Source organism: Alteromonas lipotrueae, from assembly GCF_019249215.1.
GTDB classification, from domain to species: domain Bacteria; phylum Pseudomonadota; class Gammaproteobacteria; order Enterobacterales; family Alteromonadaceae; genus Alteromonas; species Alteromonas lipotrueae.
The window spans coordinates 216,526-242,137 of sequence record NZ_JAESDI010000006.1 but is presented as its reverse complement, the minus strand read 5'-3'; the positions used below and the strand labels follow the sequence as shown (position 1 = coordinate 242,137).

General features: G+C 43.8%; 26 protein-coding genes. 20 read left to right on the top strand and 6 right to left on the bottom strand.

Annotated elements, in window-relative coordinates; translation table 11 throughout:
* Nucleotides 1–130 precede the first annotated feature (130 nt).
* Both JKP82_RS08890 and JKP82_RS08885 read left to right on the top strand, forming a co-directional pair.
* A complete protein-coding gene (locus JKP82_RS08890) occupies nucleotides 131–1,015 on the top strand; it encodes a 5'-methylthioadenosine/S-adenosylhomocysteine nucleosidase (RefSeq protein ID WP_159531615.1) in 885 nt (294 codons plus the stop codon).
* A gap of 113 nt (nucleotides 1,016–1,128) precedes the next feature.
* Nucleotides 1,129–2,241 carry a DUF2891 domain-containing protein gene (locus tag JKP82_RS08885; RefSeq protein WP_159531617.1) on the top strand — a complete coding sequence of 371 codons (1,113 nt, stop codon included), beginning with the start codon at nucleotides 1,129–1,131 and terminating at the stop codon, nucleotides 2,239–2,241.
* Between the two features lie 214 nt (nucleotides 2,242–2,455).
* Here JKP82_RS08885 and JKP82_RS08880 read toward each other — a convergent pair whose 3' ends face one another.
* Both JKP82_RS08880 and JKP82_RS08875 read right to left on the bottom strand, forming a co-directional pair.
* Nucleotides 2,456–2,818, bottom strand: coding sequence for a hypothetical protein (locus JKP82_RS08880; protein ID WP_232370639.1), 363 nt, complete (start codon nucleotides 2,816–2,818; stop codon nucleotides 2,456–2,458).
* Nucleotides 2,819–3,190: 372 nt separating this feature from the next.
* Nucleotides 3,191–3,802, bottom strand: coding sequence for a BON domain-containing protein (locus JKP82_RS08875; RefSeq protein ID WP_159531619.1), 612 nt, complete (start codon nucleotides 3,800–3,802; stop codon nucleotides 3,191–3,193).
* A 293-nt stretch (nucleotides 3,803–4,095) separates the two neighbouring features.
* Here JKP82_RS08875 and JKP82_RS08870 point away from each other — a divergent pair, with 293 nt between their 5' ends.
* The gene (locus JKP82_RS08870; RefSeq protein ID WP_159531621.1) at nucleotides 4,096–5,082 is read left to right on the top strand and encodes an endonuclease/exonuclease/phosphatase family protein; all 987 of its coding nucleotides are present in this window, start codon (nucleotides 4,096–4,098) and stop codon (nucleotides 5,080–5,082) included.
* 64 nt (nucleotides 5,083–5,146) lie between these two features.
* Here JKP82_RS08870 and JKP82_RS08865 read toward each other — a convergent pair whose 3' ends face one another.
* The 3 genes from JKP82_RS08865 to JKP82_RS08855 form a co-directional block, all read right to left on the bottom strand.
* Nucleotides 5,147–5,728, bottom strand: coding sequence for a hypothetical protein (locus JKP82_RS08865; protein WP_159531623.1), 582 nt, complete (start codon nucleotides 5,726–5,728; stop codon nucleotides 5,147–5,149).
* Nucleotides 5,729–5,813: 85 nt separating this feature from the next.
* Nucleotides 5,814–6,404, bottom strand: coding sequence for a hypothetical protein (locus tag JKP82_RS08860; protein ID WP_218396713.1), 591 nt, complete (start codon nucleotides 6,402–6,404; stop codon nucleotides 5,814–5,816).
* A 213-nt stretch (nucleotides 6,405–6,617) separates the two neighbouring features.
* Nucleotides 6,618–6,854 carry a hypothetical protein gene (locus JKP82_RS08855; RefSeq protein WP_159531627.1) on the bottom strand — a complete coding sequence of 79 codons (237 nt, stop codon included), beginning with the start codon at nucleotides 6,852–6,854 and terminating at the stop codon, nucleotides 6,618–6,620.
* Between the two features lie 140 nt (nucleotides 6,855–6,994).
* Between JKP82_RS08855 and JKP82_RS08850 the strand changes: the two genes are divergently transcribed.
* The 7 genes from JKP82_RS08850 (at nucleotide 6,995) to JKP82_RS08820 (ending at nucleotide 13,099) form a co-directional block, all read left to right on the top strand.
* On the top strand, nucleotides 6,995–8,404 hold the full coding sequence (locus tag JKP82_RS08850; protein WP_218396711.1) for an ATP-binding protein: 1,410 nt from the start codon (nucleotides 6,995–6,997) through the stop codon (nucleotides 8,402–8,404).
* Nucleotides 8,404–9,093 (top strand): response regulator, encoded by a 690-nt coding sequence (locus JKP82_RS08845; RefSeq protein ID WP_218396709.1) that lies wholly within the window; start codon nucleotides 8,404–8,406, stop codon nucleotides 9,091–9,093. The genes JKP82_RS08850 and JKP82_RS08845 overlap by 1 nt, the downstream gene beginning before the upstream one ends.
* A 122-nt stretch (nucleotides 9,094–9,215) precedes the next feature.
* Nucleotides 9,216–10,220 carry a YHYH protein gene (locus JKP82_RS08840; protein WP_218396707.1) on the top strand — a complete coding sequence of 335 codons (1,005 nt, stop codon included), beginning with the start codon at nucleotides 9,216–9,218 and terminating at the stop codon, nucleotides 10,218–10,220.
* Nucleotides 10,220–10,597 (top strand): hypothetical protein, encoded by a 378-nt coding sequence (locus JKP82_RS08835; RefSeq protein ID WP_159531633.1) that lies wholly within the window; start codon nucleotides 10,220–10,222, stop codon nucleotides 10,595–10,597. The genes JKP82_RS08840 and JKP82_RS08835 overlap by 1 nt, the downstream gene beginning before the upstream one ends.
* A 271-nt stretch (nucleotides 10,598–10,868) precedes the next feature.
* On the top strand, nucleotides 10,869–11,771 hold the full coding sequence (locus tag JKP82_RS08830; protein ID WP_218396705.1) for a glycosyltransferase family 2 protein: 903 nt from the start codon (nucleotides 10,869–10,871) through the stop codon (nucleotides 11,769–11,771).
* Between the two features lie 31 nt (nucleotides 11,772–11,802).
* On the top strand, nucleotides 11,803–12,468 hold the full coding sequence (gene gntA, locus JKP82_RS08825) for a guanitoxin biosynthesis heme-dependent pre-guanitoxin N-hydroxylase GntA (protein WP_159531637.1): 666 nt from the start codon (nucleotides 11,803–11,805) through the stop codon (nucleotides 12,466–12,468).
* A 43-nt stretch (nucleotides 12,469–12,511) separates the two neighbouring features.
* The gene (locus tag JKP82_RS08820; protein WP_218396703.1) at nucleotides 12,512–13,099 is read left to right on the top strand and encodes a DUF1989 domain-containing protein; all 588 of its coding nucleotides are present in this window, start codon (nucleotides 12,512–12,514) and stop codon (nucleotides 13,097–13,099) included.
* Nucleotides 13,100–13,217: 118 nt separating this feature from the next.
* On the opposite strand, the gene JKP82_RS08815 is transcribed toward JKP82_RS08820, so the two are convergent.
* On the bottom strand, nucleotides 13,218–14,411 hold the full coding sequence (locus JKP82_RS08815; RefSeq protein ID WP_218396701.1) for a DUF4861 family protein: 1,194 nt from the start codon (nucleotides 14,409–14,411) through the stop codon (nucleotides 13,218–13,220).
* Nucleotides 14,412–14,566: 155 nt separating this feature from the next.
* On the opposite strand from JKP82_RS08815, the gene kduD reads away from it, so the two are divergent.
* The 10 genes from kduD (at nucleotide 14,567) to JKP82_RS08765 (ending at nucleotide 25,602) form a co-directional block, all read left to right on the top strand.
* On the top strand, nucleotides 14,567–15,325 hold the full coding sequence (kduD, locus tag JKP82_RS08810; RefSeq protein ID WP_159531643.1) for a 2-dehydro-3-deoxy-D-gluconate 5-dehydrogenase KduD: 759 nt from the start codon (nucleotides 14,567–14,569) through the stop codon (nucleotides 15,323–15,325).
* 15 nt (nucleotides 15,326–15,340) lie between these two features.
* A complete protein-coding gene (kduI, locus tag JKP82_RS08805; protein WP_159531645.1) occupies nucleotides 15,341–16,186 on the top strand; it encodes a 5-dehydro-4-deoxy-D-glucuronate isomerase in 846 nt (281 codons plus the stop codon).
* Between the two features lie 20 nt (nucleotides 16,187–16,206).
* Complete coding sequence (locus tag JKP82_RS08800) at nucleotides 16,207–17,190, top strand: TRAP transporter substrate-binding protein (protein ID WP_159531647.1); 984 nt, start codon at nucleotides 16,207–16,209, stop codon at nucleotides 17,188–17,190.
* Nucleotides 17,191–17,194: 4 nt separating this feature from the next.
* A complete protein-coding gene (locus JKP82_RS08795; RefSeq protein WP_159531649.1) occupies nucleotides 17,195–17,686 on the top strand; it encodes a TRAP transporter small permease in 492 nt (163 codons plus the stop codon).
* Nucleotides 17,677–18,972 (top strand): TRAP transporter large permease, encoded by a 1,296-nt coding sequence (locus JKP82_RS08790; RefSeq protein WP_218396699.1) that lies wholly within the window; start codon nucleotides 17,677–17,679, stop codon nucleotides 18,970–18,972. Before JKP82_RS08795 ends, JKP82_RS08790 begins: the two co-directional genes overlap by 10 nt.
* A 106-nt stretch (nucleotides 18,973–19,078) precedes the next feature.
* Nucleotides 19,079–20,095 carry a LacI family DNA-binding transcriptional regulator gene (locus JKP82_RS08785; protein WP_159531653.1) on the top strand — a complete coding sequence of 339 codons (1,017 nt, stop codon included), beginning with the start codon at nucleotides 19,079–19,081 and terminating at the stop codon, nucleotides 20,093–20,095.
* 152 nt (nucleotides 20,096–20,247) lie between these two features.
* A complete protein-coding gene (locus tag JKP82_RS08780) occupies nucleotides 20,248–21,732 on the top strand; it encodes a UxaA family hydrolase (protein WP_159531655.1) in 1,485 nt (494 codons plus the stop codon).
* 12 nt (nucleotides 21,733–21,744) lie between these two features.
* The gene (gene uxaC, locus JKP82_RS08775; RefSeq protein WP_159531657.1) at nucleotides 21,745–23,160 is read left to right on the top strand and encodes a glucuronate isomerase; all 1,416 of its coding nucleotides are present in this window, start codon (nucleotides 21,745–21,747) and stop codon (nucleotides 23,158–23,160) included.
* Nucleotides 23,161–23,162: 2 nt separating this feature from the next.
* On the top strand, nucleotides 23,163–24,638 hold the full coding sequence (locus JKP82_RS08770) for a mannitol dehydrogenase family protein (RefSeq protein ID WP_218396697.1): 1,476 nt from the start codon (nucleotides 23,163–23,165) through the stop codon (nucleotides 24,636–24,638).
* Nucleotides 24,639–24,684: 46 nt separating this feature from the next.
* A complete protein-coding gene (locus JKP82_RS08765; RefSeq protein WP_159531661.1) occupies nucleotides 24,685–25,602 on the top strand; it encodes a sugar kinase in 918 nt (305 codons plus the stop codon).
* Nucleotides 25,603–25,612 lie beyond the last annotated feature (10 nt).

Sequence of the window (25,612 nt, the reverse complement as noted above, 5' to 3'; positions counted from 1 at the left end):
CGCATCCTACACTCTGCATTTCCCCTCACTTACTGTCTATTCACATTGTAATTCACATAACGAACTGGTAGAAATGAAAGGCGCTTTTACTCGCAGTTTACTTACTCTTCTTACTTTAAACGGAATAACAATGAAAATAACCGCTCCACTTTTTTCCGCGTTTTTTGCGCTACTTTGCTTTAACAGCATGGCTGAATCTTCCATGAAGAGCGTAACCGTAACCTCTTCTGAAACCCCATTAGCGCCAATCATGATTCAAGGCCCAATGCCTATTGAAGCAGAATATTTCGCATCATTATTAACCGACGTACGAGTTGAACATTCAGGTAACGCCACATTCTATTTAGGGACGCTAAACGGTCACCCTATCGTAGTGGCTAAAACAGGAAAAGGTTTAGAGAACACTGCTGCGGCAACGGCCATAGGCATAAGTCGTTATCAGCCCAGAATCATTATTAACCAGGGCACATCGGGCGGACACGATCCTAAGCTTAAAGTCGGTGATATCGTATTGGGCGAAAAAAGCGTAAACGCGAGTAATTTCAAGACCCCTAAGCTAGAAGCGGGCGAAGGTTCGCGCCCTCTTACGTGGATCCCAATGGATTTAATGGCTTCAGAAGGCAGTGCAGGCGAAGGTGACAGTGCATCAGATGCTGAAAAGATTCGTTTTTATGCAGGTGATGAAATCTTACTTGAGCTCGCGATGTCCTTAAGCAAGGAACACAAAAGTGGAAACGTTGTGAAAGGCACCATCGGCAGCGGTAATTTTTGGAATAACGAAATTGACCGCATTGCATGGCTTCACAAAAATCTAGGTACCAGCGTAGAAGAAATGGAATCTGCGTCGGCAGCGCAAATTGCTCATGCTTATGGCGTACCTTTTCTTGGTATTCGTATTCTGTCGAACAACATTACCAATCATGGCGAGTATAACCCTAACACGGCAGAGGCTTGCCAAGTGTTCGTCAAAACCGTTGTTGAAGCATATATCGCGTCGTTGCAAAAGCCTTTATAAAAACCTTAGCGAGCGCATTTGAAAGATTAACCCCATTATTTGCCGCCACGTTATTTTACTTTTACGACGAATAACGTGGCACTCCCCCCTTAAGACAGATTGGCATTTATTTTATGAAATTAACCATGCTTCGTAAGCTTATACTCGTGCTCACCCTCGTTACACCATCGCTGATAGCAAAGACTGTAAACACCAACGTCTCATCAAGTGACTTAACGGTTGTAAACCGTTTTGCGCAACTCGCTTTAGCCTGCGTTCATAAAGAGTACCCAAACATTATTAAACACATGATGACAGGGACAGAACATGTTAAGCCGCCTAAACAGCTGTACCCTGCGTTTTACGGCTGCTTTGATTGGCACTCTTCTGTACATGGCCATTGGTTATTAACCCGAATCGCCAGCCAATATCCAGAAACGCCACACTACCAAGACATTGTAAAACACCTCGATATCAGTTTTACCAAAGAAAACATTACTGGGGAAGTCGCCTACTTTAGCCGTGAGGGTACAGGCACAAGTTTTGAGCGTCCTTATGGGCTTGCATGGTTTTTACAACTAACTAGTGAACTACGTGAGTGGAATTCGCCCGAAGCTAAACAATGGTTAACCACCCTACTGCCACTTGAGCAAAAAATCGTGGCCAATGTAACAGATTGGCTCCCTAAACTTTCGTTTCCTATTCGTGTGGGCGAACATAGCCAAACTGCGTTTGCATTCGGCCTTATGTTAGATTGGAGCCGCACTGCTGGCGACGTTGCATTTGAAAATTTGCTCACCAAAACCATCACGCGATTATACGCAAATGATGTGAATTGCCCTTTGACTTATGAACCTTCAGGACAAGATTTCTTATCTCCGTGTATTGCAGAAGCTGACTTGATGCGCCGAGTGTATTCAACTGAAAATTACGCCAAGTGGCTATCTGCTTTTTTACCCAGCATTCCCATTGATGGCGAAGCTTCATGGATAAACGTAGCCACTGTAGTGGATAAAAGTGACGGTAAACTTGCGCACCTCGATGGCTTAAATTTAAGTCGTGCATGGATGCTTGAAGGTATCGCTTCTGCGCTACCTTCGGGTGATAAGCGTGTAGCAGCAATAAATAGTGCGGCACAAGCACATAAAGTTGCAGGAGTAGATGCGGTGATAAACGATATGCATTATATGGGAAGTCACTGGCTTGGTAGCTTTGCCACCTACTTAGAAACCCAACGTGGACTTTGAAAACTAATGTATGCCAACAGCATTGGATGAAGCCATTAGCGTGGGGGTGAACACCGTTAGCGCTTTATGAAGGCCTCAAGACTCCGACCTTATGGGTAACTTTTGCCTATTAAATAATAGTAGTGAGGATAGGGTTTAGAATAAGGATAAAATTAAGGGCACAAACCTTGAACCGTTAAAAAATAGAAAAATGAACGGCACAGAGTTGGCGAGCTTAGATGCTCGCAAACTCACTAGTCGCGACAGCATACTGTGTTTGATGGTGAACTAAAATATTCTTTGCGCGGCCAATTAAGTCATCACGCTTAAATGTCCAATTTCGTAGGTCTGCCTGCTTCGCCTCTGCAAGATAAAACTCGATACGAGTTTTACGTAATAAATCACGCTTTTGAGATACATCGAACTCGGTTTGAGCAAGTATGCGCTCTATTTTTACAATAGAGGCGTGATGGGATTTGTTTGAATCATCAGCGTTAGCTTTACCTACATAAGCCATGTTATTCGTTAACACACCTGCAAGCACAACCAGCAGAGAAATTAAGACACCTGAAACTAACCAATTTAATACTTTCATCATTCACTTCCTTTTACATCTAACTTGCGATTATCCATGTAAGAACGCGATGGTTCTAAATGACTACTGCACGTTGTAATTTAAAAAAATCAATTACAAGTTGTATTGCACATTGTGTTCCAAACTTCTTACTGCCACCTAATTACGGCGAGGAGTATACGCAGCAACGGATAGGAAGAAAACCCGACAAAGGTTGTAAGACAAAAGTTGTAAAGTAGATGGGAAAATACTACATATTGCCGCGAAAAAACGGGATATTCAAAAAAGACGTTAAATTCACTTCTTCACTCAATACAGAGTGTTATTGTAAAAATATAGCATTTACTAGACGTAAAAAAGGGGCCAATTGGCCCCTTTCACTTTACCGATAACGGCTTAGTTTTTCATTGCTGTTTCAGTAATGACCTGCAAATTATCTTCAACATTTTTCACATCTGACGCGTTTTTCGCTATTTCGACAGCTAGCTGACGCTCGGCATCTGAATCTACGTTACCTGTTAGCGTAACGTTGCCAGCTTCAACATCTACATCGATATCAAAACCAGAGATGTCGCTATCCATCAGCAGACGGGTTTTAATTACGGTAGCAATTTTGGCATCAGTAAGTGTACCTGTTTGCTCATCGTATTCTGACTCAGCGTCATCTGACATGTTGCTTGCCATTTCGTCCATGTCTTTCTCTTCAATAACAGAAAGCTGGTTATCTACTGACATAACACCGTCGATATTTGATACTAGCTCTTCCGCTAATTTCTTATCAACTGAATGATCTACTTTACCTGTTAGAACAACGTTTCCGTTGTTTACATCTGTATTGATATCGAATGAATCAAGGTTGCCGTTGAATAGTAACGTTGCTTCGGCTTTGCCGTCTATCCACGCATCCTTAGCGCCTTTTTCCCATTTGTTATCTGTCTCCATGTCACCAGCAAATGCTGCAGTTGTCATCGAGGTCGCTACAAGTATAGAAAGTAATGTACGTTTCATAACAGTTCTCCTTTGTTGAAACTCGTAGTAGGTAATGCGAAACCCGAGCCAACATAGCAAGCAACTGATTAATATAGATTTATATGAATTTTGTTCGAAAAACACTTACCAACATTCCTGCAAACTTTTCGGTCTATGAGCATTTTTTACCTACATCTTGCCTAACCGGAACGAAAATTGAATATTCATTAACCAATATACATATTATTAATCGAGCAATAGCTATGCTTGTCTTGTTTTAAGGGTTTGTGGGCAAGTCAATAACGCGAAAAACAAATTAGTCAGGAACGACAATGAATATTTTACTGAACACCATGGCGATATTTCTTATTGCTGTCACTTTAGCGCCATCACTACCATCGAAACATTGGCTCGTGAGGGTATGGGAATTTCCACGGCTTCAATTGCTAGGCTTGATGGTGATGGTAATAATTGCTCGAGGCGTTATGTATCCATCTGAGCTTTCTGGATTTAACACACTTATTACCGCCGTGCTTTATATCGGATTAATAGCCTGCGCTATTTACCAGGCTATTTGGATCTTGCCTTATACGCTCTTTTACAAAAAGGAAGTGGTTAAAGCATCTTCTCAAGATGCCGGTGAGAGTATCAGTATTTTGTCGAGCAATGTCTTTATGCCTAATGAAGATTACGACAAGCTACTGAAGCATGTACGTGACACCAATCCAGACTTTGTCGTTACCCTTGAATCTAATAAACGCTGGGAAATCGCTTTGTCTGCGTTAAACGAAACTCACCCTCACCAGCAGCATTGCCCGTTGGAAAACTTATATGGCATGCACCTTTACAGTAAATACCCACTGAAAACCGCCAAGCTGAACTACTTAGTTGAAGATGATGTGCCCTCCATGCTTGTCACCATCGATATGAAGGGACAAGATGTGATACTTTACTTTTTACATCCGAAGCCACCTAGCCCCACAGAAAACAAATCGGCTAAGCCCAGAGACGTAGAACTCACTATGGTAGGCGATGAAATAGCTAAAAAGCACGGGCCTATTATTGTTGCTGGAGACTTGAACGATGTGGCATGGTCGCCTACTACCCGAAAATTCAAAAAAATAAGCGGTATGCTGGACCCAAGAATTGGTCGCGCATTTTTCAATACGTTTCACGCCCATTACCCGCTGATTAAATGGCCACTGGATCACGTGTTTCATTCAAGTCACTTTATGCTGGAAGATATTAGAAAGCTGCCTGATATTGGCTCAGATCACTACCCGCTACTAACGCGATTGAAATTGAAGCCAAAAGCCTGATCACAGAAAGTAAAAAGCCGCTATAAAGCGGCTTAATATTGAAAAGCACTAGGCAAATACACGACTAGGTGGGCACATGATGTGCGGGAGCTGACCTCACCGCTTTCGTATTATGATTGACACACCACATTACGCTTTCACACGCCTCTTCACGACGTTTAAAGTGAGCGAGCCCAATAAGCTTATCTTCCCGCGGCCACACCGCTTGTTTCAAAATAGCGGTGTCAGTTTCGCTAAGTGCGCTGGTATCTAAACTCATTTCAACCGCTTTTTTATTGGGTTTGATCAGCGACGGTTGCGCATCGGTGATAATGCTTTTTTTGACGCACACATATTCACGCAGCACGGGATCTCTAACCACACCAATATATTCATCATCACAAATAATGGCCGGCCACCCTTCAGAGATTCGGCTTTGCCAGAACATAACCACAGTGAAGGCAACTAAAACAAACAAGGTTAAACCAATAAACTGACTGTCTAAATCCGGCGCAACAGACACAATTATTCCTACTAACGCAGCAAACAATATCCATCCACCAAATACCCTTCGCATGGCATTGGGCGAAATACCAGAAATAACACTAACCTGTTTTAACTGGCTTTTATCATAGTTGCGAAGTTCAACTACCGATTCAGAGTTCACAACTCTCTCCACTTGATTTTTACTCACTTTATAAATATCTAATTACGCTCACAAGTGAACCATAGTTTATTATACTAATTACGATTTACGCTGACTTAGGAAGTTCCGTCGACAATTGACATATTTCAAAGTGCATTGAGTCTGCAAGGTTATCTTGCTGACGACGTAATTTTGCTAAGATTACAGCCGGCTCTGGCTCCCCAAAAAAGAACCATTCAGCAAAGCGCTTTCCAAGTCCCCCACTCCGTAGCTGATAAACATGCACTACATAGCGGTAGCCATTTACATAAGCATCTTGGTAAGCACGGCTTTCATCTACTGATGTCAAACCGCCTCTTGGGTGAATGGCAAAGCTTTTCACCCCCGCTCCTCGTTTCGTTAAAAACGATATTCCTGCTTCAGTCACGCGCTTGACCGCAGCCTGCTTAAGGGTCTCTAGCGAAATATGCAAATAAGGCACATCAATTTTACCAAACAGCCGACATGCATTTGGACACCCAGGCGCTAACCCCACAGAAAAAGCGGTGTGGTTACGTCCTTCCCAAGGGCGGATCCATACGTAAGGGCTAACGTGAACATAAAGTTCAATGCCATCACATTGGATGCTAAATACATCGGGAACCTCTGAATTTCTGGCGTTTACTAGCTCGTTAAGGCGCTCGTCACTGTATTGCATACACGGCCTCCAATAAGATGCTTTAAGCTAATGCGCGGTGAAAAAACGGATAAAAAAGCGCACTGTAAATACTAAGCTTAATAATTGAGGAGTATGACATATTTGGTATTTTTTTGTTAGAGCGTTCTGTAATAATAAAGCAAAAACTGGCGGTGTATATTCACACTGCCAGCTTACATTTTTAGACGGGTATAAAAATAATAGAGTGAGGAATTAACGCTGTTCGCGATGGTTTTCAGGAACCGCTACTAATTGATCCTCAATTAATTCGCAGGTACCTTCCACACTCTCACCACGACGGGTTTCAAAAGAGATTTTATCTCCCTCAGATTTATCTTCACATGCTTCAATAGCTTCGGGTGGTGGACCATTTGGACGCCCCTGTTGGGCGAATGCACTTAAACTTCCTGTGATAAGCGTGGCAACGAATACAAGCTTTAACAATTTCATGAATTTCCTAAGAAGATTAATTAACTCACATTCAGCATACGCGTCAAATGTGCAGATTCTGTGTAAGAAGCATGTAGAAGTAACGGAATTAAAGCAGAAACAATTGCTAGCAAGGCATTAGCATAGATATACTCAACATAATGAAACTATCCCATAAACTGCTTGTTATTCTTGTTGGCTTTACCTGTGTATCTTTGTCGCTTTCGCTAGCACTCGCACGTTGGAGCTTCGAGCAAGGCTTTAATGAATTTATTCAAAATCAGGAGCGAGAGCGTCTGAGGAGTTTGAGTCGCGTACTTATTGCAGAATACAGCAGCAATAATAACAGTTGGGATAACATTCAAATAGAGAGTGTAGCGCCTACTGGCATGCCCCATCGACGCCCTGGAATGCGACCTCGACCTGGTGGCTTCCCTCCCCCTAGACATCAAATTGAAGATGTATCTGTCGGTCCGCCCACACTACTTATTGATGCTTATGGAAACATTATATCAGGGCAAAGTTCGTATGCAGACGAAAACGAACGAAATGAAGTGAACGTAAAACTCGACTTTAACGGCCAGACCATAGGTCGGCTTACCAGTTACCCGCCTAAGACACCTGATTCTGATGTGGCTCGCGCTTTTTCTGAACAACAGCTGCAAGCCATTATCCTTATAGGCCTACTGTCGCTTATTGCCTCGCTTATACTGGCATTAGGCGTTACGCCGCGCATGCTAAGCCCTTTTAAGGCAATATTACAAAGCGTTAAAGGCCTAACCGCCCATCAGTATAAAACCAACTTGCCAGAAAACCGTCCTGATGAATTTGGCGAGCTGATGCGGCACATAAATACATTGGGAAATACCCTTGAAGCGCACAAAAATACTAAAAGCCAATGGCTAGCTGATATCTCTCACGAACTCCGTACGCCTCTCACCATTTTATCGGGCGAAATTGAATTGATAAAAGCAGGAATTCGACCACTTGATCAGAAACAACTGGCCTCGTTTGACCAAGAGGTCACACGCTTGTCTTTATTGGTTGAAGATTTATACCAATTATCACTGTCTGATATTGGCGGGCTTTCTTATCATTTCTCGTCAGTGGATTTGAGCCAAGTAATCGTGCAACAAAGCGAAAGCCTTGCGCATATTTTTGATACAAAAGGACTTACCTTCACTTGTTCCTGCCCACCCAACATCACCATTAATGCCGACCACCAGCGCTTGAAACAGCTTATGCTCAACTTGTTAGTTAACGCATGTGAGTATACCGATGCACCAGGTACCGTGGAGGTAGTGGTTTCAGAACAACCTTCCTTTATCGTTATTATTGTCCAAGATTCAGCGCCAAGCATCGCGAAAGAAAATGCGGCGGCATTATTTGAACCTTTGTTTAGAGAAGATGCCTCACGTAGACGTCGAACACAAGGTGCTGGCCTTGGTCTGTCAATTAGTAAACAAATTATTGAGGCCCATGGTGGCAAAATTAGCGCGTCAGTTTCGTCGCTCGGCGGCGTTAAAATTACGGCAGAACTGCCCAAACATTTCACTACGGATAATAACTAATGACACCGCACAAACATGTACTCATTGTTGAAGATGAAGATAAAATTGCGCAAATTTTAGTTGAATTTCTTGCTTTGGAAGGATTCACATCTACCGTATTGAATGAAGGCACACATGTGGTTGATACGGTAAAAAAGCAAGTACCGGCAGCCATTATTTTAGATAGAATGTTACCCGGAGTGGACGGACTCACCATTTGCAAATCGTTGCGTAGTTTTTCTATGGTGCCCATTATCATGTTGACCGCCCGTGTCGATGAAATAGACCGACTTATTGGTTTAGAAGCAGGTGCTGACGACTATGTTTGCAAACCTTTTTCAGCCCGTGAAGTCGTAGCACGGATACAAGCGGTATTGCGGCGAGCCACGCAACAAAACCAAACCGAGTCGTCATCAGAAAAGCTCACTTTTCGCCATATCGAGTTGGATATGTCTCGATTTGAATGTGCCGTGGATGGCAACATTATTGAGCTTACACCGGTAGAATTTCGATTATTGAAAACCATGATGACAAAACCTGGCGTGGTCTACTCTCGAGACCAGCTAATGGAGCTAGGCTACGACGACGGCAGAGTGGTAAGCAACCGTACCATCGACAGTCATATGAAAAACTTACGCCACAAGTTAGCCACAGCTGAGCACATGAGTCCTATTCATGCGGTATACGGCATTGGCTACAAAGTCATGTAGGCTGTGACACATCTTCTTTAAAGCCCCTTTGAACTTGCACTTATTCTGCACATTTTAGCGATAGTCTTTGATTTTGTATTTCGATAAGCATTCGAACCTAAAACACAGTTCTGAGGCTACCTATGAAGACGTCATTCTACGCACTGCTCATGCTCGTGCTGCTAGGCACATCAGCATGCTCTGATAGCGATAATTCCGACAATGTTTCCACGACACAGGATAGTGATACGTCTACTGACTCAGATAGCGATAGCGACTCAAGCAATAGTATTGTTGGCGCAAACCCTGACTACTTTCTAGCTGCGGGTTTGGCCGAAACTATTACGACTACGTATTGTACACTTACCGATGGAACCTCTACCGATTGCTACAAGGTTGTTATCAACGGCGCACCAGCAAATGCAGACATAGGGCCGTTCTGCCCGTCTACTATTACTGACGATGCAACCCAAGGCGGAATATGGTTCGATGGAAATGGCGAAGTGTACAACCTAGAGGGACAATTCTTTGTTGATGTAAAGACACTTTATGGCGATGACTGGGAATTATACGATGAAGATACTGGCGAAATTTTCGTTACAGATACTCAGGTAGCCTGTGAAGCTGCAGCCCGTCCCAACGTAGCCGAAGAATATCAAAATCACTGTGTAGAGTGCTCAATTAGCTACTATGACGGTGGTATGCAACAATCCATTTTAATTCCAGTCACGCCAGTACCTTTAACAAACCCCGAATCTTTAGGAGCTGACTTGGGCGTTTCTTTAAATGGGGTAGTGATAGCTGGCCCCGCCCCCGTCACTCAGATATTGGCTGCTAATACCATTGCCGCCTTTGATGATTGTGGTGGCCATGTGAACCCCGCCGAGGGGTATCATTATCATGCTTCACTTGGGTGCAGCGAAGTGGTAACCAGTCTTGATGATCATGCCAATCTCATGGGATATGCCCTTGATGGCTACGGCATCTACGGCATGTTGAACGCCAATGGCGAAGAAGACTATGATCTTGATGAATGTAGAGGCCATGAGGACGATACAAGAGGCTACCATTACCATGCAGCGAGTGCCGCCGAAAATATGTTTATAGGCTGCTATCAAGGTGCCCAAGGCAGTATAGAGGTAAATTAATGACGTCTATACGTGTAAAATTAGGCAAGTCACTAGCCGGTACAGTACCTTTATTCTCATCGGTAACCTTACTAGCAATGGCATGCTCGACGACAGTTTTGGCTCATAGCGGTCATATTCACAACGAGGCGTCCCAAGCCTGTATAGCAAAAACAAAAGGCGATAAATGCAGCTATCTTGTGGCCAATGCGCAGCGTTACACAGGCACTTGCCAAGTTTTTAACACAAAATCGGTATGTGTTCGAAATAAGCCCATTGAGTATTTGCAAGCAATACCAAATGAAGAGGTAGAATTTAGAACGTCTAGGGTAAGTATAGAACCCACTCAAACTTCTAAAGCCAATGTGATAAATTCAGCCACCACCCTTTCTAAGTGAATAACTCCCCCTTTCCCAAATGTGCCGCCAGGCCCCTTTTTGTCACTATGAAATAGATTCACACTGAGTGAATTCTTTGCAGGCGTGAGCATTGGCCACTTCCATGAAAAGAAATAATCTCTAAACTATTCAATATATTAGACTAAGGTCTAATAATTGCTAGCTTACATACAAAATAAGCATAACAGCTAAGACAGTTAGTGCGGCGTTTGGTAACAGCCACTGAAGTTAAGTTATCAAATAATCACCAAAAGGAAATTAGGAGGTTCACATGCATTCACCAGTCAGTGTTGTCACGATAGTAAAAAGTCGTACAGAAAAACTCTGCAGACTCATTGAACAGCTTGAGTCGTGTAACCCACTACCCGATGAACTTGTCATTGTTTGGATGTGTTCTCCTTCAACGCTTTCATTAGCGAAAAGTGAGAAGTTTAATATCGTACATAAGTTTGTGGCTAACGGGGCGTTACCCATTGCTAGAGCACGCAATCGTGGCTTACAAGAAGCTAAAAGTAATCTTTTAGCTTACATAAATGTCGATGCCGTGGTGGATAAAAACTTCATTGCGAAGGGAATGAATGCATGGTGCCCAGGCTCAGTGGTATATACCAAAGTAACATTCGTTCCAGAGTCGCAATGGACCTTTCCCCACGACACATTATGCCACATTAAAAGCCAAGCATTACCAGACGAAGACAATAACGAAATTCCGTCAAGACAACAGGAAGATGATCATGGAAAGTTTAGTGACGATAGCATTTGTTCTACAGTGTTTTTTATTAGCAAGACAGATTTTAAGAAAACCGGCGGTTTCGATGAAGGTTACGACGGCTTCGGACTAAATGACGAAGACTTTTTTACCAATTGCCGTTCATTGGGCTTTTCTTTAAATCAAATCGAAATGCAGACTTTTGCGCCAGAGCGACCCAATTACCGTTGCTCTATTAACCACCTTCTAGATTTTGTCAGAAACGCTGAGCGTTACCACGCCAAGTGGGGTGTTAACCCATGTATCGATGTGCTAAATGCTTACGCAGAAGCCGGTTATATCAATAAAGATTTTGAAACTGCCGGTATTCATGTACTGCAATTGCCGAAGCGCGAAAAGCCGTCACCTGAAAAAGAAGTTTCATCGCAAGCGCATGATATCCCGCTGATAAAGCAAACTGCTTAAAAATCGTGGTAAGACTGTTCAAGGAGTGACTATGTCTATATTAAAACCTGACCTAGCGCAAAAAGTATCAGCTTTCATCAATCAAGCTGATTATCCCTGTGTAGGAGCCAAAACCGCTCTAAACAAGGGTAAGATTACTGTAAAGCAGTACGATAATTTTCGATGCGACATGAGTGACACCGACATCTTGACGGACATCTACGACTTCATTCATCGCTTTGAGCTAGAAAAAGACATGTATTCTTCTTTGGTACTCACGTTTGAACAACCAGAGATTTTAAGCGAGGTTGCTTTTGATAAATTGATGTGGCGCAAGCTTCAGCAACTTCATGACATCGATACCTGCATGCACGACTGGGATAACCAAGTAGACGAAAATCCGCATAGCCCTAATTTTAGTTTTAGTCTGGGCGGTAAAGCGTTTTTTATCATTGGCCTCCACCCAGGTGCGAAGCGAAAAAGCAGACGCTTTGAGCGCCCCGCGCTAGTGTTTAATCTGCATGAGCAATTCGAGCTACTTCGCGAGCAAGGAAAATTTGAAGATTTAAGGGACCACATTCGTCAGCAAGACGAAGCCTTCTGTGGCTCAAAAAATACCTTATTGCAAAATCATGGTGAGCAATCAGAAGCATATCAGTACAGTGGAAAGCAGCAACCTAAACGTTGGCAATGTCCTTTCCACGCGAGTCAAAACTAATCTAATCTACATTGATTCAAATAAAGAAAATAAAGGGGCAGCAATGCGACAAACCATTCAACCAAGAAGCGGCACGGCATTCACCATAAATAAAGGGGAACGACTTAAGGTTATTGATCCTGAAGGCGAACAAGTTGCCGATTTATATGCTTTTAATGCCCACGATAAAAATGAGTTCATGTCGTCAGGCCGTTCGCTAGACTATAATGAAAGCACCCACTTTAAATCAGGATGTAAGCTTTATTCCAATGAAAGTCAGGTGATGTTTGACATTATTGAAGATACGGTGGAAGAACACGATTTTCTTTTAACCCCTTGCAGTGTGGATACCTTCAAACACTTTTATCCCAGTGAAACACCGGTACCTGGATGCCATGGGAACTTAGTGGCCGCATTCGCTGAGTTCGACATTCCTGCACATCATATTGGCACTACATTCAATACCTTTATGAACGTGGATGTGAGCCCCGAGGGGAAAATTGCCGTGCTACCGCCTACGAGTAAAGCCGGTGATTACACTATTTTTGAAGCAAAAATGGACATGATTGTAGGTCTTACTGCATGCTCTGCGGGCGAATCGAATAACTTTCGCTATAAACCTATTCAATTTGAAATTTTACCCGCTTTATAGGTAAGAATAAAAATGTCATTTCATGTGGGTCATGCCACAGTTTAGGAAGACTATACTAAAATGGCCACCGCATAACGTACAAATTGCTGGCGATTGTAAAATCACCAGCAATTTCGAATTACATCACCTGTAGACCATGATTTAAGGCGCGAACCTTTTGACGCAGTAAAGTTTCAAAACTAGCCTTGGGGTTTTCATCCCCTTCTCTTGCCGGCCAGTACGCCATTATTTCATACTCGAACGTGGTAGTGGGTTTAAAAGTGATCAAATGATCGAACTCACCTTTAGCTACACCACTAACCTCATGTAGTTGATAAAACACAGCGATGCCAAGCAAGTCATTGTCACTTAACACACTCTGCTCGCCCCATGTAGCAATAACGCCCCATTCGCCCTCTTCAAATGCGATCTTCGTCATACCGTCATGTGCTACTAATCCTGTAACTATATTTGATGTGGGAGATGACGTATTAACCGTTATACGGGTTGATGCATCCCCAGTATTAATCTTATAACGGGTTACCACATCAACCCCGTCCTCTGAGTCTTCACGTGTACGCCAATTACTGTAGCTAACATCGAAAGCCGCCGTTAAATGGGTGTTCTCAGTTAATACCCAATGGGTATTATCTACATGTTGAAAGTGCATAACCCCCTGTTCAACTTTTCTTCCTAATGCACCCAGCCCTAATGACTTCCCTACTTTCAACGCATCGCCGCCCCAATCTGCAAGTTTATGGTAAGCGTCATAACCGTCATTACCTACATGCGGCAATACCACTTCATCCTTCGTTTTTGCAAAAACGTCGATAGCATTTCGCCAGTCTAGGTAAAGCCGATAGCCTATCTGGTCGTTCTCCCAACCGGGCCCTTCATACTTTAAAAAATATGAGTGATCGGTTAGCTGTGAAGGTGCAGTAAAGGATTCTACAGGCTGAAATGCAAAACCATCTGCAGTATACACCGCGCCTTCCCATTGCCCCCCTGAGCGCACTGATAGCTCAGCGTGGGCGGAATCGGTTACCGCCTCTTTGGTTTGAACCAAAGAGAATGCTTTTTCCTCACCGGGGTTCATCTCGATGTACGCGTACAATGTAGCCTCACCATTGGCGTTCTCACGCCATTCCGATGCCACCTCTTTTAATAACCAACCACGGTACTTTTCTTCCAATGGTATTGAAACCTCTTGAGTGACGCCCCCTCCTTCTGCTGGGTTTTTAACCATCACACTCGGTATATTACTGTTTTTGTCTTTAGAGCACGCCGTTAATATTATTGGTAAAATTAATGCTAAGCCCATAATAAATCTCATAATTCCATCTCCTATGGCTGGTTAACAATACAATATTTCTTAAACAATATATTGACAAATGCCACCGGTGGCAATTATTTTATAAATTGTTAACTTAATGTGTCAATTTGGTTAGAGTATAAAATCAGATTTTCTGAGAATGAGAGGTAATGAATATGGTGAACTTTAGTTTAGAAGGGAAGACTGCCCTCGTTACCGGAGCGAGTCGAGGAATTGGTCGGGCACTGGCCTTATCGCTAGCTGGCGCTGGCGCCCACGTTATATGCTCAAGTTCGAAAGAAGGTGGATGTGAAAACACCCTTCACGAAATAGATGCAATAGGTGGTAGTGCACAGGCAATCAGTGCTGATTTAAGCGACCTCGACGCAGTAACCAATTTAGCGACGTCAGCCATCGAACATGGTAAACGAGTCGATATATTGGTCAATAACGGCGGAACCATATTTCGAGCTCCAGCGACAGAGTTTCCTTTAGACGCGTGGCAGAAAGTGATGAAAGTGAACCTTGACGCTTCATTTTTACTGAGCCAAGTCATTGGAAAGCATATGATTTCTCATGGCGGTGGCAAAATCATCAATATTGCTTCTATGCTGAGCTTTAGTGGTGGTGTAACAGTTCCGGCCTACACCGCTAGTAAACACGCTATCGCGGGTTTAACCAAAGCGCTTGCCAATGAATGGGGTACTTCAAATATTCAAGTTAACGCTATTGCACCAGGTTATATCAAAACCGATAACACCCAAGCCCTCCAAGACGACGCTAAACGCAGCGCAGAAATTCTCTCACGAATTCCCGCAGGGAGATGGGGCGAAGTTGACGATTTAGCTGGGGCTGCTGTTTTTCTAGCTAGCTCAGCAAGCAATTACGTAAGCGGCCACACCCTCGCAGTGGATGGCGGTTTTCTCGCAAGATAAATGAAGGAAAAGATGATGAATCCAGAAATTGATGTTCGCTATGCTATAGGAAAAAAAGAAGCAAACGCTTATAACACCGAAGAATTACGAGATGCTTTTTTAGCCTCTTCACTCATGTCGAAGGGAGAAGTGGTTTGGATTTATACCCATTATGAACGATTCATGCTGGGGAGCGCAGTACCAACCACCGATGCACTTACCCTTGATACTATTGAAGACCAGTTAAAAATGCCTTATTTCACTGCCCGCCGTGAAGTTGGCATTATCAACATTGGCGGTGCAGGCACGGTCACAGTCAATGGTGCTGAGTACCATCTTGCTCCCGAAGAAGCATTGTATATTGGTAAAGGAAATGAGCAGATTTCTTTTGCGTCTGACGATGCAAATAACCCCGCTAAATATTACATGAATTCAGCGCCTGCTCACCATGCCTACCCCTGTAAAAAAGTAGGTAAGGACGATGCCAACGTGCTGCATTTGGGCAGCCAAGAAACTTCTAATGAACGAGATATAAAGCAATTACTGATTAATACCGTTGTAGACACGTGTCAATTACAAATGGGCCTTACACGCCTTCACAATGGCAGTGTTTGGAACACAATGCCGGCACATCAGCATGATAGAAGGAATGAAGTATATTTCTATTTTGATATGAACGAAGAAAATCGTGTATGTCATTTTATGGGTGAACCCCATGAAACACGCCATTTGTTCGTTGCAAATGAAGAAGCCATTATATCGCCACCCTGGTCAATTCACTGCGGCGTAGGTACAGGAAGCTATGCGTTCATATGGGGTATGGCGGGTGAAAATCTCGACTACGATGACATGGATAAGTTTCCTCCCTCAGCCTTACGTTAATAAATGGCATGGATAGTATTATGCAGTGTTTTAGCAAGTTTATGATCTTAGTGATGAGCGTATTTGCGCTATTTTCATGCTCTCAGCACGAAAATAGCGGCGAAATCACCGTACTGCGTTTAGGTCATACCCTAGACACTCAGCACTCGGTGCATAAAGCCATGGAGTTTTTGGGTGAACGCCTTGAATACTATTCAGACGGTAAGATGACAGTCATCATTTACCCCGGCAGCCAATTAGGTACTGAAAGGGAAATGATAGAGCTATTACAAATTGGTTCTTTGTCGATGACCAAGGTATCGGCGAGCCCCCTTGAAGGCTTTTCACCTGACATGAAAATCTTCAGCATTCCGTATATTTTCAAAAACAATGACCATTTTTGGCGAGTGCTAAACAGTGAACTTGGTAGTGATCTATTAAGTGGCGTTGAAGATTTTCGTTTAAAAGGGTTGGGATATTACGATGCAGGAAGCCGAAGTTTTTATACCAACGATCGTCCTATTCGAACACCTAGCGATTTAAAAGGGATGAAAATTAGAGTACTCAATAGCCCTACCGCTGTGGCGACAGTAAGAGCTCTGGGCGGCGCAGCAACACCCGTTTCTTGGGGAGAGCTTTATACTGCACTTCAACAAGGCGTAGTAGATGGTGCAGAGAATAACCCGCCTAGTTATCACCTCTCTAGGCATTACGAAATCGCCAGATACTACAGCTTGGATGAACATACCAGCGTTCCCGACGTTATGCTGTGTTCACTCCACGTTTGGGAAGGCTTAAGCACACAACAACAAGAATGGTTAACCAAAGCGATGCAAGACTCAGTTCAGTTTCAGCGCCAGCTTTGGACAACCTCAACCACTGAGTCACTCGCACAAGTTGAAGCAGAAGGTGTAACCGTTATTCGCCCAGATAAGAAGCCATTCGTAGACGCAGTCGAACCCTTTCACGATAGTTTCACCGGCACCCACATTGGTAAGCTCATTACGCAAATAAAAGCGATGTAAGTTAATGATTATTAAAACGCTAGATAAGTTACTGGCTGGAACCTTAATTGTTGCGATGACAAGTATATTACTCACCGTAATTTGGCAGGTGATATCGCGATATATTTTACAAGATCCGGCGTCAGTGACAGAGGAACTCTCACGTTTCTTTCTCATATGGATAGGCATACTAGGTGCAGCTTATGCCTACCGCCAGCATGCTCACCTTGGGTTTAATTTACTCGTAGAGCGTCAATCCCCCCTAGTAAAGCGCGTTCTGTTAACCCTAGTTGAAGTATGCGTTATCACATTTTGTACGTTGGTAATGGGCTACGGTGGAACTGAATTAGTGATGTTAACACTAGAACTAGATCAAATTTCTGCTGCGTTAGGCATAAAGATGGGGTTGATTTATCTGGTACTGCCCCTTTCAGGCGGACTCATTGTTATTTACAGCATAGTGAATATTTTTGCGCTATGGCATTCACCTGAAAAGGAGCTTAACGAATGGAATTAACAGGCATAGTACTTTTGGTAGCCTTCTTTGTACTCTTACTATTGAATGTCCCCATCTCTATTAGTATAGGCCTAGCTACGCTCATCGCGATGCTGATGAGTATGGATTTGGCGCCAGCAACCATTACTATTGCACAGCGAATGGCTGGAGGGTTAAATAGCTTTGCTCTTTTGGCTATCCCTTTCTTCGTATTATCAGGCCTAATTATGGGACGAGGTGGCATTGCGAAGCGGCTAATCGAATGCGCTATGGCCCTTATTGGCGCCTTACCAGGCGGGTTGGCATTGGTTAACGTGGTGTCTTGTATGCTATTTGGCGCTATATCAGGCTCTGCGGTTGCAGCCACATCTGCTATTGGCAGCTTTATGCTGCCTGAAATGAAAAAAGCAGGTTACGAACCAAACTTCAGTGCTGCGGTAACCGCAGCCGCTTCAACTACAGGGATGCTGATCCCTCCTAGCAATATCCTTATTGTTTATGCTATTGCCAGTGGTGGTGTGTCGATTGCCGCTTTATTCATGGCAGGCTATGTACCGGGAATTATGGTGGGCCTAGCATTAATGATGGTGTGTTTTGGCTACGCCAAAGCCAAAGGTTATCCATTGTCTGCCCGACTACCTTTATCAATTGTATTACAAAAAGTGGGAGCTGCCCTGCCCTCTTTGTTTCTCATTGTTTTAGTCATAGGTGGAATTGTGGGCGGTATCTTTACTGCCACAGAGGCAGGTGCGATTGCTGTGGTCTATGCCCTGTTACTTGCGGTCGTTTTTTATCGCGAAGTCGAGGTAAAAGCACTGCCTAGTATTTTATTGAAATCCGCAGAAACCACAGCGATTGTTATGTTATTGATTGCGGCATCTACCGCAATGAGTTGGTTACTGTCGTATGAAAATATTCCGCAAACCTTGAGCAATGCATTGCTGGCAATTAGCGACAACCCCATTCTAATTTTACTATTAATCAACTTATTGCTTATTGTCGTGGGTGCCTTTTTGGATATGACCCCAGCCGTGCTTATTTTTACCCCCATATTTTTACCCGTTGCCGTTCAACTGGGTATGTCTGAGCTACAGTTCGGTATAATGCTGGTGTTGAACTTGTCTATTGGGCTGTGTTCTCCGCCAGTAGGCGCTGTGCTTTTTATCACCTGTGCGATTGCGAAAACAAAATTAGAAAATATTATCAAGCCGTTACTGCCCCTCTACTTTGCCATGTTCGTTGTATTGATGTTAGTCACCTACGTTCCTTGGTTTAGTGAAGCCTTACCTAGGGCACTTGGCTTTTAAAATATGACAACGAACTGGTGTCAAATGGAATGACTTTATTTTATGGTACTATTCATTCAATAATGTTCAGTAAATTCAATACTCAAACTGCGGAAACATACCGATAATGAACAAACGCCCCACTATTAATGATGTAGCCCGCCTTGCTGGCGTATCGAAAAGAACGGTATCTCGGGTCATTAACGGCGCATCTAATGTGGGCAAAGCAACGCGCGAGAGAATTGATGCAGTAATAAAAGAAACTGGCTTTTCACCTGACAAGCAAGCCCGAGGGCTTGCGGCTAGTAGATCATTCCTTATTGGGCTTATTTACGATAACCCCGATGCACTGTATATCGATCAAGTTCAGCGCGGGGTACTAAGCGTTTGTTCAGAAAAAGGGTATGAGCTGGTCGTTCATCCTTGCAACTACAACACTGACGACTTTATCAGTAACTGTATTCAATTCGTTAGTCGCTCTCGAATAGATGGTGTCATTATACTGCCACCGGTATCTGAAGCTAAAGAGTTAGCTGAAACACTCAGAGAAAAGCAGATAAATTACGTTCGGATGGCCTCGGTGGACTTAGATGATCACAGTAACATTGTTGTCTCTGATGATCGGGCAGCCCTTCGAGACTTAGCCCGCTACATGGTGTCTTTAGGACATAGAGACATCGGTATTATTAGCGGTCCACAGCGCTATTACTCATCTAAAGAGCGACTTGAAGGCTTTTTAGAAACATTGAATGACCTGCACGTTGAAGTTCCCATCGACCGCATTATCGAAGGTAAAAACAGTTACGAAAGTGGTATTGAGTGCGCCAGAACCCTACTCATTCAATCTCCCCGTGTGAAAGCTATTTTCGCTAACAACGATGAAATGGCCGCTGGTGTACTCAAGGTCGCACATGAAATGGGCATTACTGTTCCTGATGAATTGTCGGTTGCTGGCTTTGATGACAACTTGCTGGCAGCACGAGTAATTCCTGCATTAACTACAGTACAAAGGCCTGTAGGCGATATGGCCGCGCTTGCAGCTCGAAAGATAATCGCTCAAATTGAAGGCACTGAAGTGAGCGAAACTGAGACCTACTTAGTAAAACCCCACCTTATTATTCGTGACTCTATAAAAAGAGTGTGATTTTTAGCCGCTTAAATTAATAAATAGTTGGTTTTGCTTTACTATGCCACCGGTGGCACGTATATTACAAAGTGTTAAAATCAACCAATCTGTTAAGTCCGTCCGTTAGCCCAAGTTTTTGGTGCTAGTAACGCAAAATCTGAGGGTACGCGATGAGTTTACAAACCTTATTAGTGAAAGTTCATGCCAGTGATAATGTTGCCGTGGCAACACAGGATATAGCCGCACGTACCTTCATTGAAAGTCATCAACTTTTCATCACCGAGCACATCCCTGCTGGCCACAAAGTGGCACTTCACAATATTGCGGTGAATACCCCAGTTGTTAAGTATGGATTTCAAATTGGCGCTGCCACGCAAAGTATTAAATTGGGAGGGCACGTTCATAGCCACAATCTAAAGACAAAACTTGATGGCAGTGAAGTATACGAATACACACCGACACGAGCAGCATTAGCGAAACCTGCCCATATCCCCACTTTTATGGGGTATCGCAGAGAGAACGGTAAAGTAGGTATCCGCAACGAAGTTTGGATCATTAATACGGTGGGCTGTGTCAATCGAACTGCCGAACGCATTGCGCAAGAATGTGAGCGTCGTTACTTTGGTGAATGTGATGGCTTTAGAGCATTCACCCACCCTTTCGGCTGTTCTCAGTTAGGCGACGATTTAGATGATACAAGAACGATACTCGCCTCGCTCGCCTCGCATCCCAATGCCGGAGCGGTTCTGGTTATTGGACTGGGGTGTGAAAACAATCAGCTTAAATCAATGTTACCTGAAATTGATAAGCCCGACTCGAGGCTACGTTTCTACAATGCACAGGAAGTGGAAGACGAGATTGAAGCTGGCGTAGATGCTGTTTATTCCCTATTGAAAACCCTTAACGAGGATAGACGAGAGCCTATTGGTGCAAATGAGTTAGTGCTAGGCATGAAGTGTGGCGGTAGCGATGCATTTAGCGGTATTACTGCAAACCCGACGGTGGGCCGAGTCACTGATTTAACCTGTCAATTAGGGGGCTCGGTTATTCTTACTGAGACACCAGAAATGTTTGGCGCCGAGCAACTCCTGATGAACCGCGCCAAAAACAAGGCTGTTTTTGATGATATAGAAACCTTAATTAACGAATTTAAACAGTATTTTATTGCACACAATCAACCTATTTACGAAAACCCATCGCCAGGTAATAAAGCTGGGGGCCTAACCACGTTAGAAGAGAAATCGTTAGGCGCGGTGCAAAAAGGTGGACAATCAACGGTACAGTCCGTGCTCAATTACGGTCAACCGAGAACAGTTAACGGTTTAAATTTACTACAAGCGCCAGGCAATGATGCAGTCAGTGCAACTGCATTGGCCGCATCTGGCGCACATATAGTTTTATTCACCACAGGTCGAGGTACTCCCCTCGGCTTCCCTGTACCCACAATAAAGATATCCTCAAATTCAGATATCGCTAATAAGAAGCCACATTGGATAGATTTTAACGCCGGTCAGGTGTTGGAAGGCATGTCTATCGATAAGTGTGCCAACGCGCTGCTCCAACAATGTCTTGCAGTAGCATCGGGTCAATTAACCTGCAACGAGAAAAATGGCAGCCATGAAATTGCTATTTGGAAACGTGGCGTCACGCTTTAAGAAGAGATTGTTATGGAATCAATTTTATTACATGAAGACAGACTATTCCCATCTGACTCAGCCACTAAAAAAGTAGCCCGTGCGCTTTACCAAGAAATACGAGATTTGCCAATTATCAGCCCCCATGGGCACACAGATCCGCGGTGGTTTGCACAAAATAAAAATTTTACTAACGCCACTGAGCTATTCATCACCCCTGACCATTATGTTTTCAGGATGTTGTATAGTCAGGGAATCTCACTAGAATCATTAGGCGTTCCTCGGTGGGATGGCGGCGCAACTGAGTCTGACCCGCGAAAAATTTGGCAAATCCTTGCAGACAATTATTATTTGTTTGCTGCTACCCCATCAAGAATGTGGCTAGATACCGTTTTTCATGACGTGTTTGGGCTTACCGACATGTTGTGCAGCAATAACGCCAGCGAATATTACGAGCATATTACCACCAAACTTCAAGACGTCAGTTTCAAACCACGCGCCTTAATGGACAGGTTCAACATAGAACTCATCGCAACCACCGAAGGGGCGCTTGATCAGCTTCCTCATCACGGAGCACTAAAAGGTACGGGGTGGGATAAGCGGGTTATTACCACATTTAGACCCGATGATGTGGTTGATGCTTCACGGGAAGACATCGTCGCCAATATCGAAAAATTAGGAGTGATGACCAACGAAGACACGCAAACTTGGCACGGTTACTTAAACGCTATTCGAGCCCGACGCGCTGTATTTAGAGACCACGGCGCCACAGCCACCGATCATGGTCACCCAACTGCTAATACCGCAGATTTAAGCACTAACGAGTGTATTGCTCTGTTCGATAAGGTTCGCACCGGACAAAGTAATAGCCAGGAACAAGAGCTATTTAGAGCTCAAATGCTAACGGAATTAGCAGGCATGAGCGTTGAAGATGGCATGGTTATGCAAATTCATCCAGGATCGTTTAGAAATCACAATGCTACACTGTTTAACCAGTTTGGTCGTGACAAAGGTCACGATATTCCCATGCAAACGGATTTCGTTCGCGCGCTTCGCCCTTTGCTCTCAAAGTATGGAAATGAGCCTAGCTTAAATATTATTTTATTTACCTTAGACGAAACCACTTATAGCCGTGAGTTAGCGCCGCTGGCCGGCCATTATCCGTGTTTAAAACTAGGGCCTGCTTGGTGGTTTCACGACAGCCCAGAAGGTATGTTACGTTTTCGTCACCAAGTTACTGAAACAGCTGGTTTTTTTAACACCGTAGGTTTCAACGATGATACTCGTGCATTCTTGTCTATTCCTGCCCGCCATGACGTTGCCCGCCGTATAGATTGTCGGTTCTTAGCAGAGTTAGTTGTTCAGCACCGCATCAGCGAAACGGAAGCCGCTAGTATCGCTAAAAAGGTCACATACGATTTCGCGAAACAAGCGTATAAGTTAGGATAAGCATGGAAAAGCAACTTAGTATTAAAACACTCGACCAGCTCAACAGTAATGTTGCCGTTCCAGAGTACGATTTGCTTAATTCACAATGCGGTATTGTACATATTGGCCCCGGCGCCTTTCACCGTGCACATCAAGCCTACTATACTGATTTAGCATTGGCCTATGGTGGAAATTGGCGCATTCACGGTGTATCGATGCGAAGCGATACGCTAAAAAAAGCGCTGGCCCCCCAAGATAACCTTTATTCCCTCGCTGTTGTCGATGATACGCCATCTTTACGAGTGATAGGTGCAATAAAGACCCTCTCAACGCTAAGTGAAGATAGAGATGTCATTACCGCGGCCTTATGTTCGCCAGCCACTAAGATAATCTCTTTAACCGTGACCGAAAAAGGGTATTGCTTAAATAACACCGGCTGTCTCGATGTTGAGAACCCTGATATCCAACACGATCTTGCCAACCCAGACTTGCCTATTAGTGCTGTAGGCCTTATTGCTCAAGCCTTAACAGCGCGGAAATATTCGGGCAATGCCGACGTTACCATCATAAGCTGTGATAACGTAACCGATAATGGCAAGAAACTAGCAAAAGCGGTCATTGATTTTACCTATCACCTTTCACCAGCGTTGGCTCAGTGGATTCAAGACAGCATCGCTTTCCCTTGTACTATGGTAGATAGCATTACCCCAGCGACTGATGATGAAGTAAAAGCTAACGTCAGTACCAATCTAGGGATTCAAGATGATTGGCCTATACAGCGTGAAATGTTCACTCAATGGGTTATCGAAGACAATTTTTCAGGGCCTCGGCCACCTTGGGGGGAAGTAGGTGTTACCTTTACCAAAGACGTTTTGTTCTTTGAAAAAGCAAAATTGCGGATACTCAATGGTACCCATTCTGCACTGGCTTATGTAGGCCTGCTATTTGGCAAGGAAACTGTCTATGACGCCATTTCCACCCCTGCAATACAGGCGCTAATTAGCGCGCTCTTAGAGAGAGAAATAATACCGTCGATTGAAACCGATAACATTGAAACCCTAAATCAATATGCTGATGACATCGTCGCTCGCTATCACAACAAGCATATTCGTCACATGCTTTCCCAGATTGCGTGGGATGGCTCACAAAAGCTGCCTTTTCGGGTTTTAGACACCATTCGTGACAATCTACATGCCAACCGAGATATTAACTTGCTGTGCGTTCCTATTGCAGCATGGTGTTTGTTTGTTACTCGCAAGGCTAAATCGGGTGACGCCATTACCGACCCAAAAGCGCCCGCACTAATCGACATGGCCTCTCAACATGCCTTCGATCCCGTTGCAGTGACTAATACTTTACTCAATGAAGCCGCAATTTTTGCTGAACTCAGTACAAATTCGGTATTTCGCAGCCATGTATTAGCCCATGTAAAAACACTAAGTGAGTGCTCTTCACTAGGTGTTGATGAAACGTTAAACCCGATTTTGGGAGACCTGTAATGAAACATTCTACTGATAGCATTTGTGAGCTTTATGAGGCTTTAGTATGAAAAGACTAATTATATTTGGCGAGTGCATGGTTGAACTTCGCACTCAACACGGCGATACCATGGCGAAAAGTTTCGCCGGTGATACCTATAATACAGCGGTGTATTTCAAGCGTTGTTTACCCGTGTCATCGATAAGTTACTTAACCGCCATCGGTGCCGATTTTTTAAGTAACGAATTACTACTAAAGATGGGCGAGCACGAGATTAACACCGACCTTGTATTTCGCTCTACTGAGCGCAATTTGGGTTTGTATATGATTCGCAATGATAATCAGGGGGAACGCACTTTTGCGTATTGGCGCGCTCAGTCTGCCGCAACACAAACCATAAACCTCATGCCCGATGATAATATCAATGCCGACTGGTTCTATTTTAGTGGGATCTCTATCGCAATCTTAGACAATGCGCAGCGTGAAAATCTATTTAGTTTAATCAAAAAACTAAAATCACAAGGCTGTAAAATAGCCTTTGATCCCAACTATCGCCCTCGCCTGTGGGAAGATGAAAAAACCGCTCAATATTGGACTACTCAAGCGTACCAAGAAGCCGATTTAGCATTTCCTGGGGCAGATGACCATTTGATGTTGTTCCGCCACACGTGTGCCGATGATATTTTCGCCTATCTTGAGGATAAGAATATTACCGAGGTTGTTATGAAAAACGGCGCGATTGGTGTTCACATTCTTGCACAAAAAGAGCAGTGTATTGTGCCCGTTGAACACGTTAGCGCCGTGGTAGATACGACAGCTGCAGGAGATGCTTTTAATGCAGGCTTTATGGCAGCTCGTTTGTCAGGCAAGCCCGCCGTTGAAAGTGCAAGCTTTGGGGCAAAAGTCGCCGCAACGGTGATTACCTACCCTGGCGCGATTATTCCTTCAGGTATATTTTCAAGTCATATACCGCCACTTAAGTAATAGCCTTTGC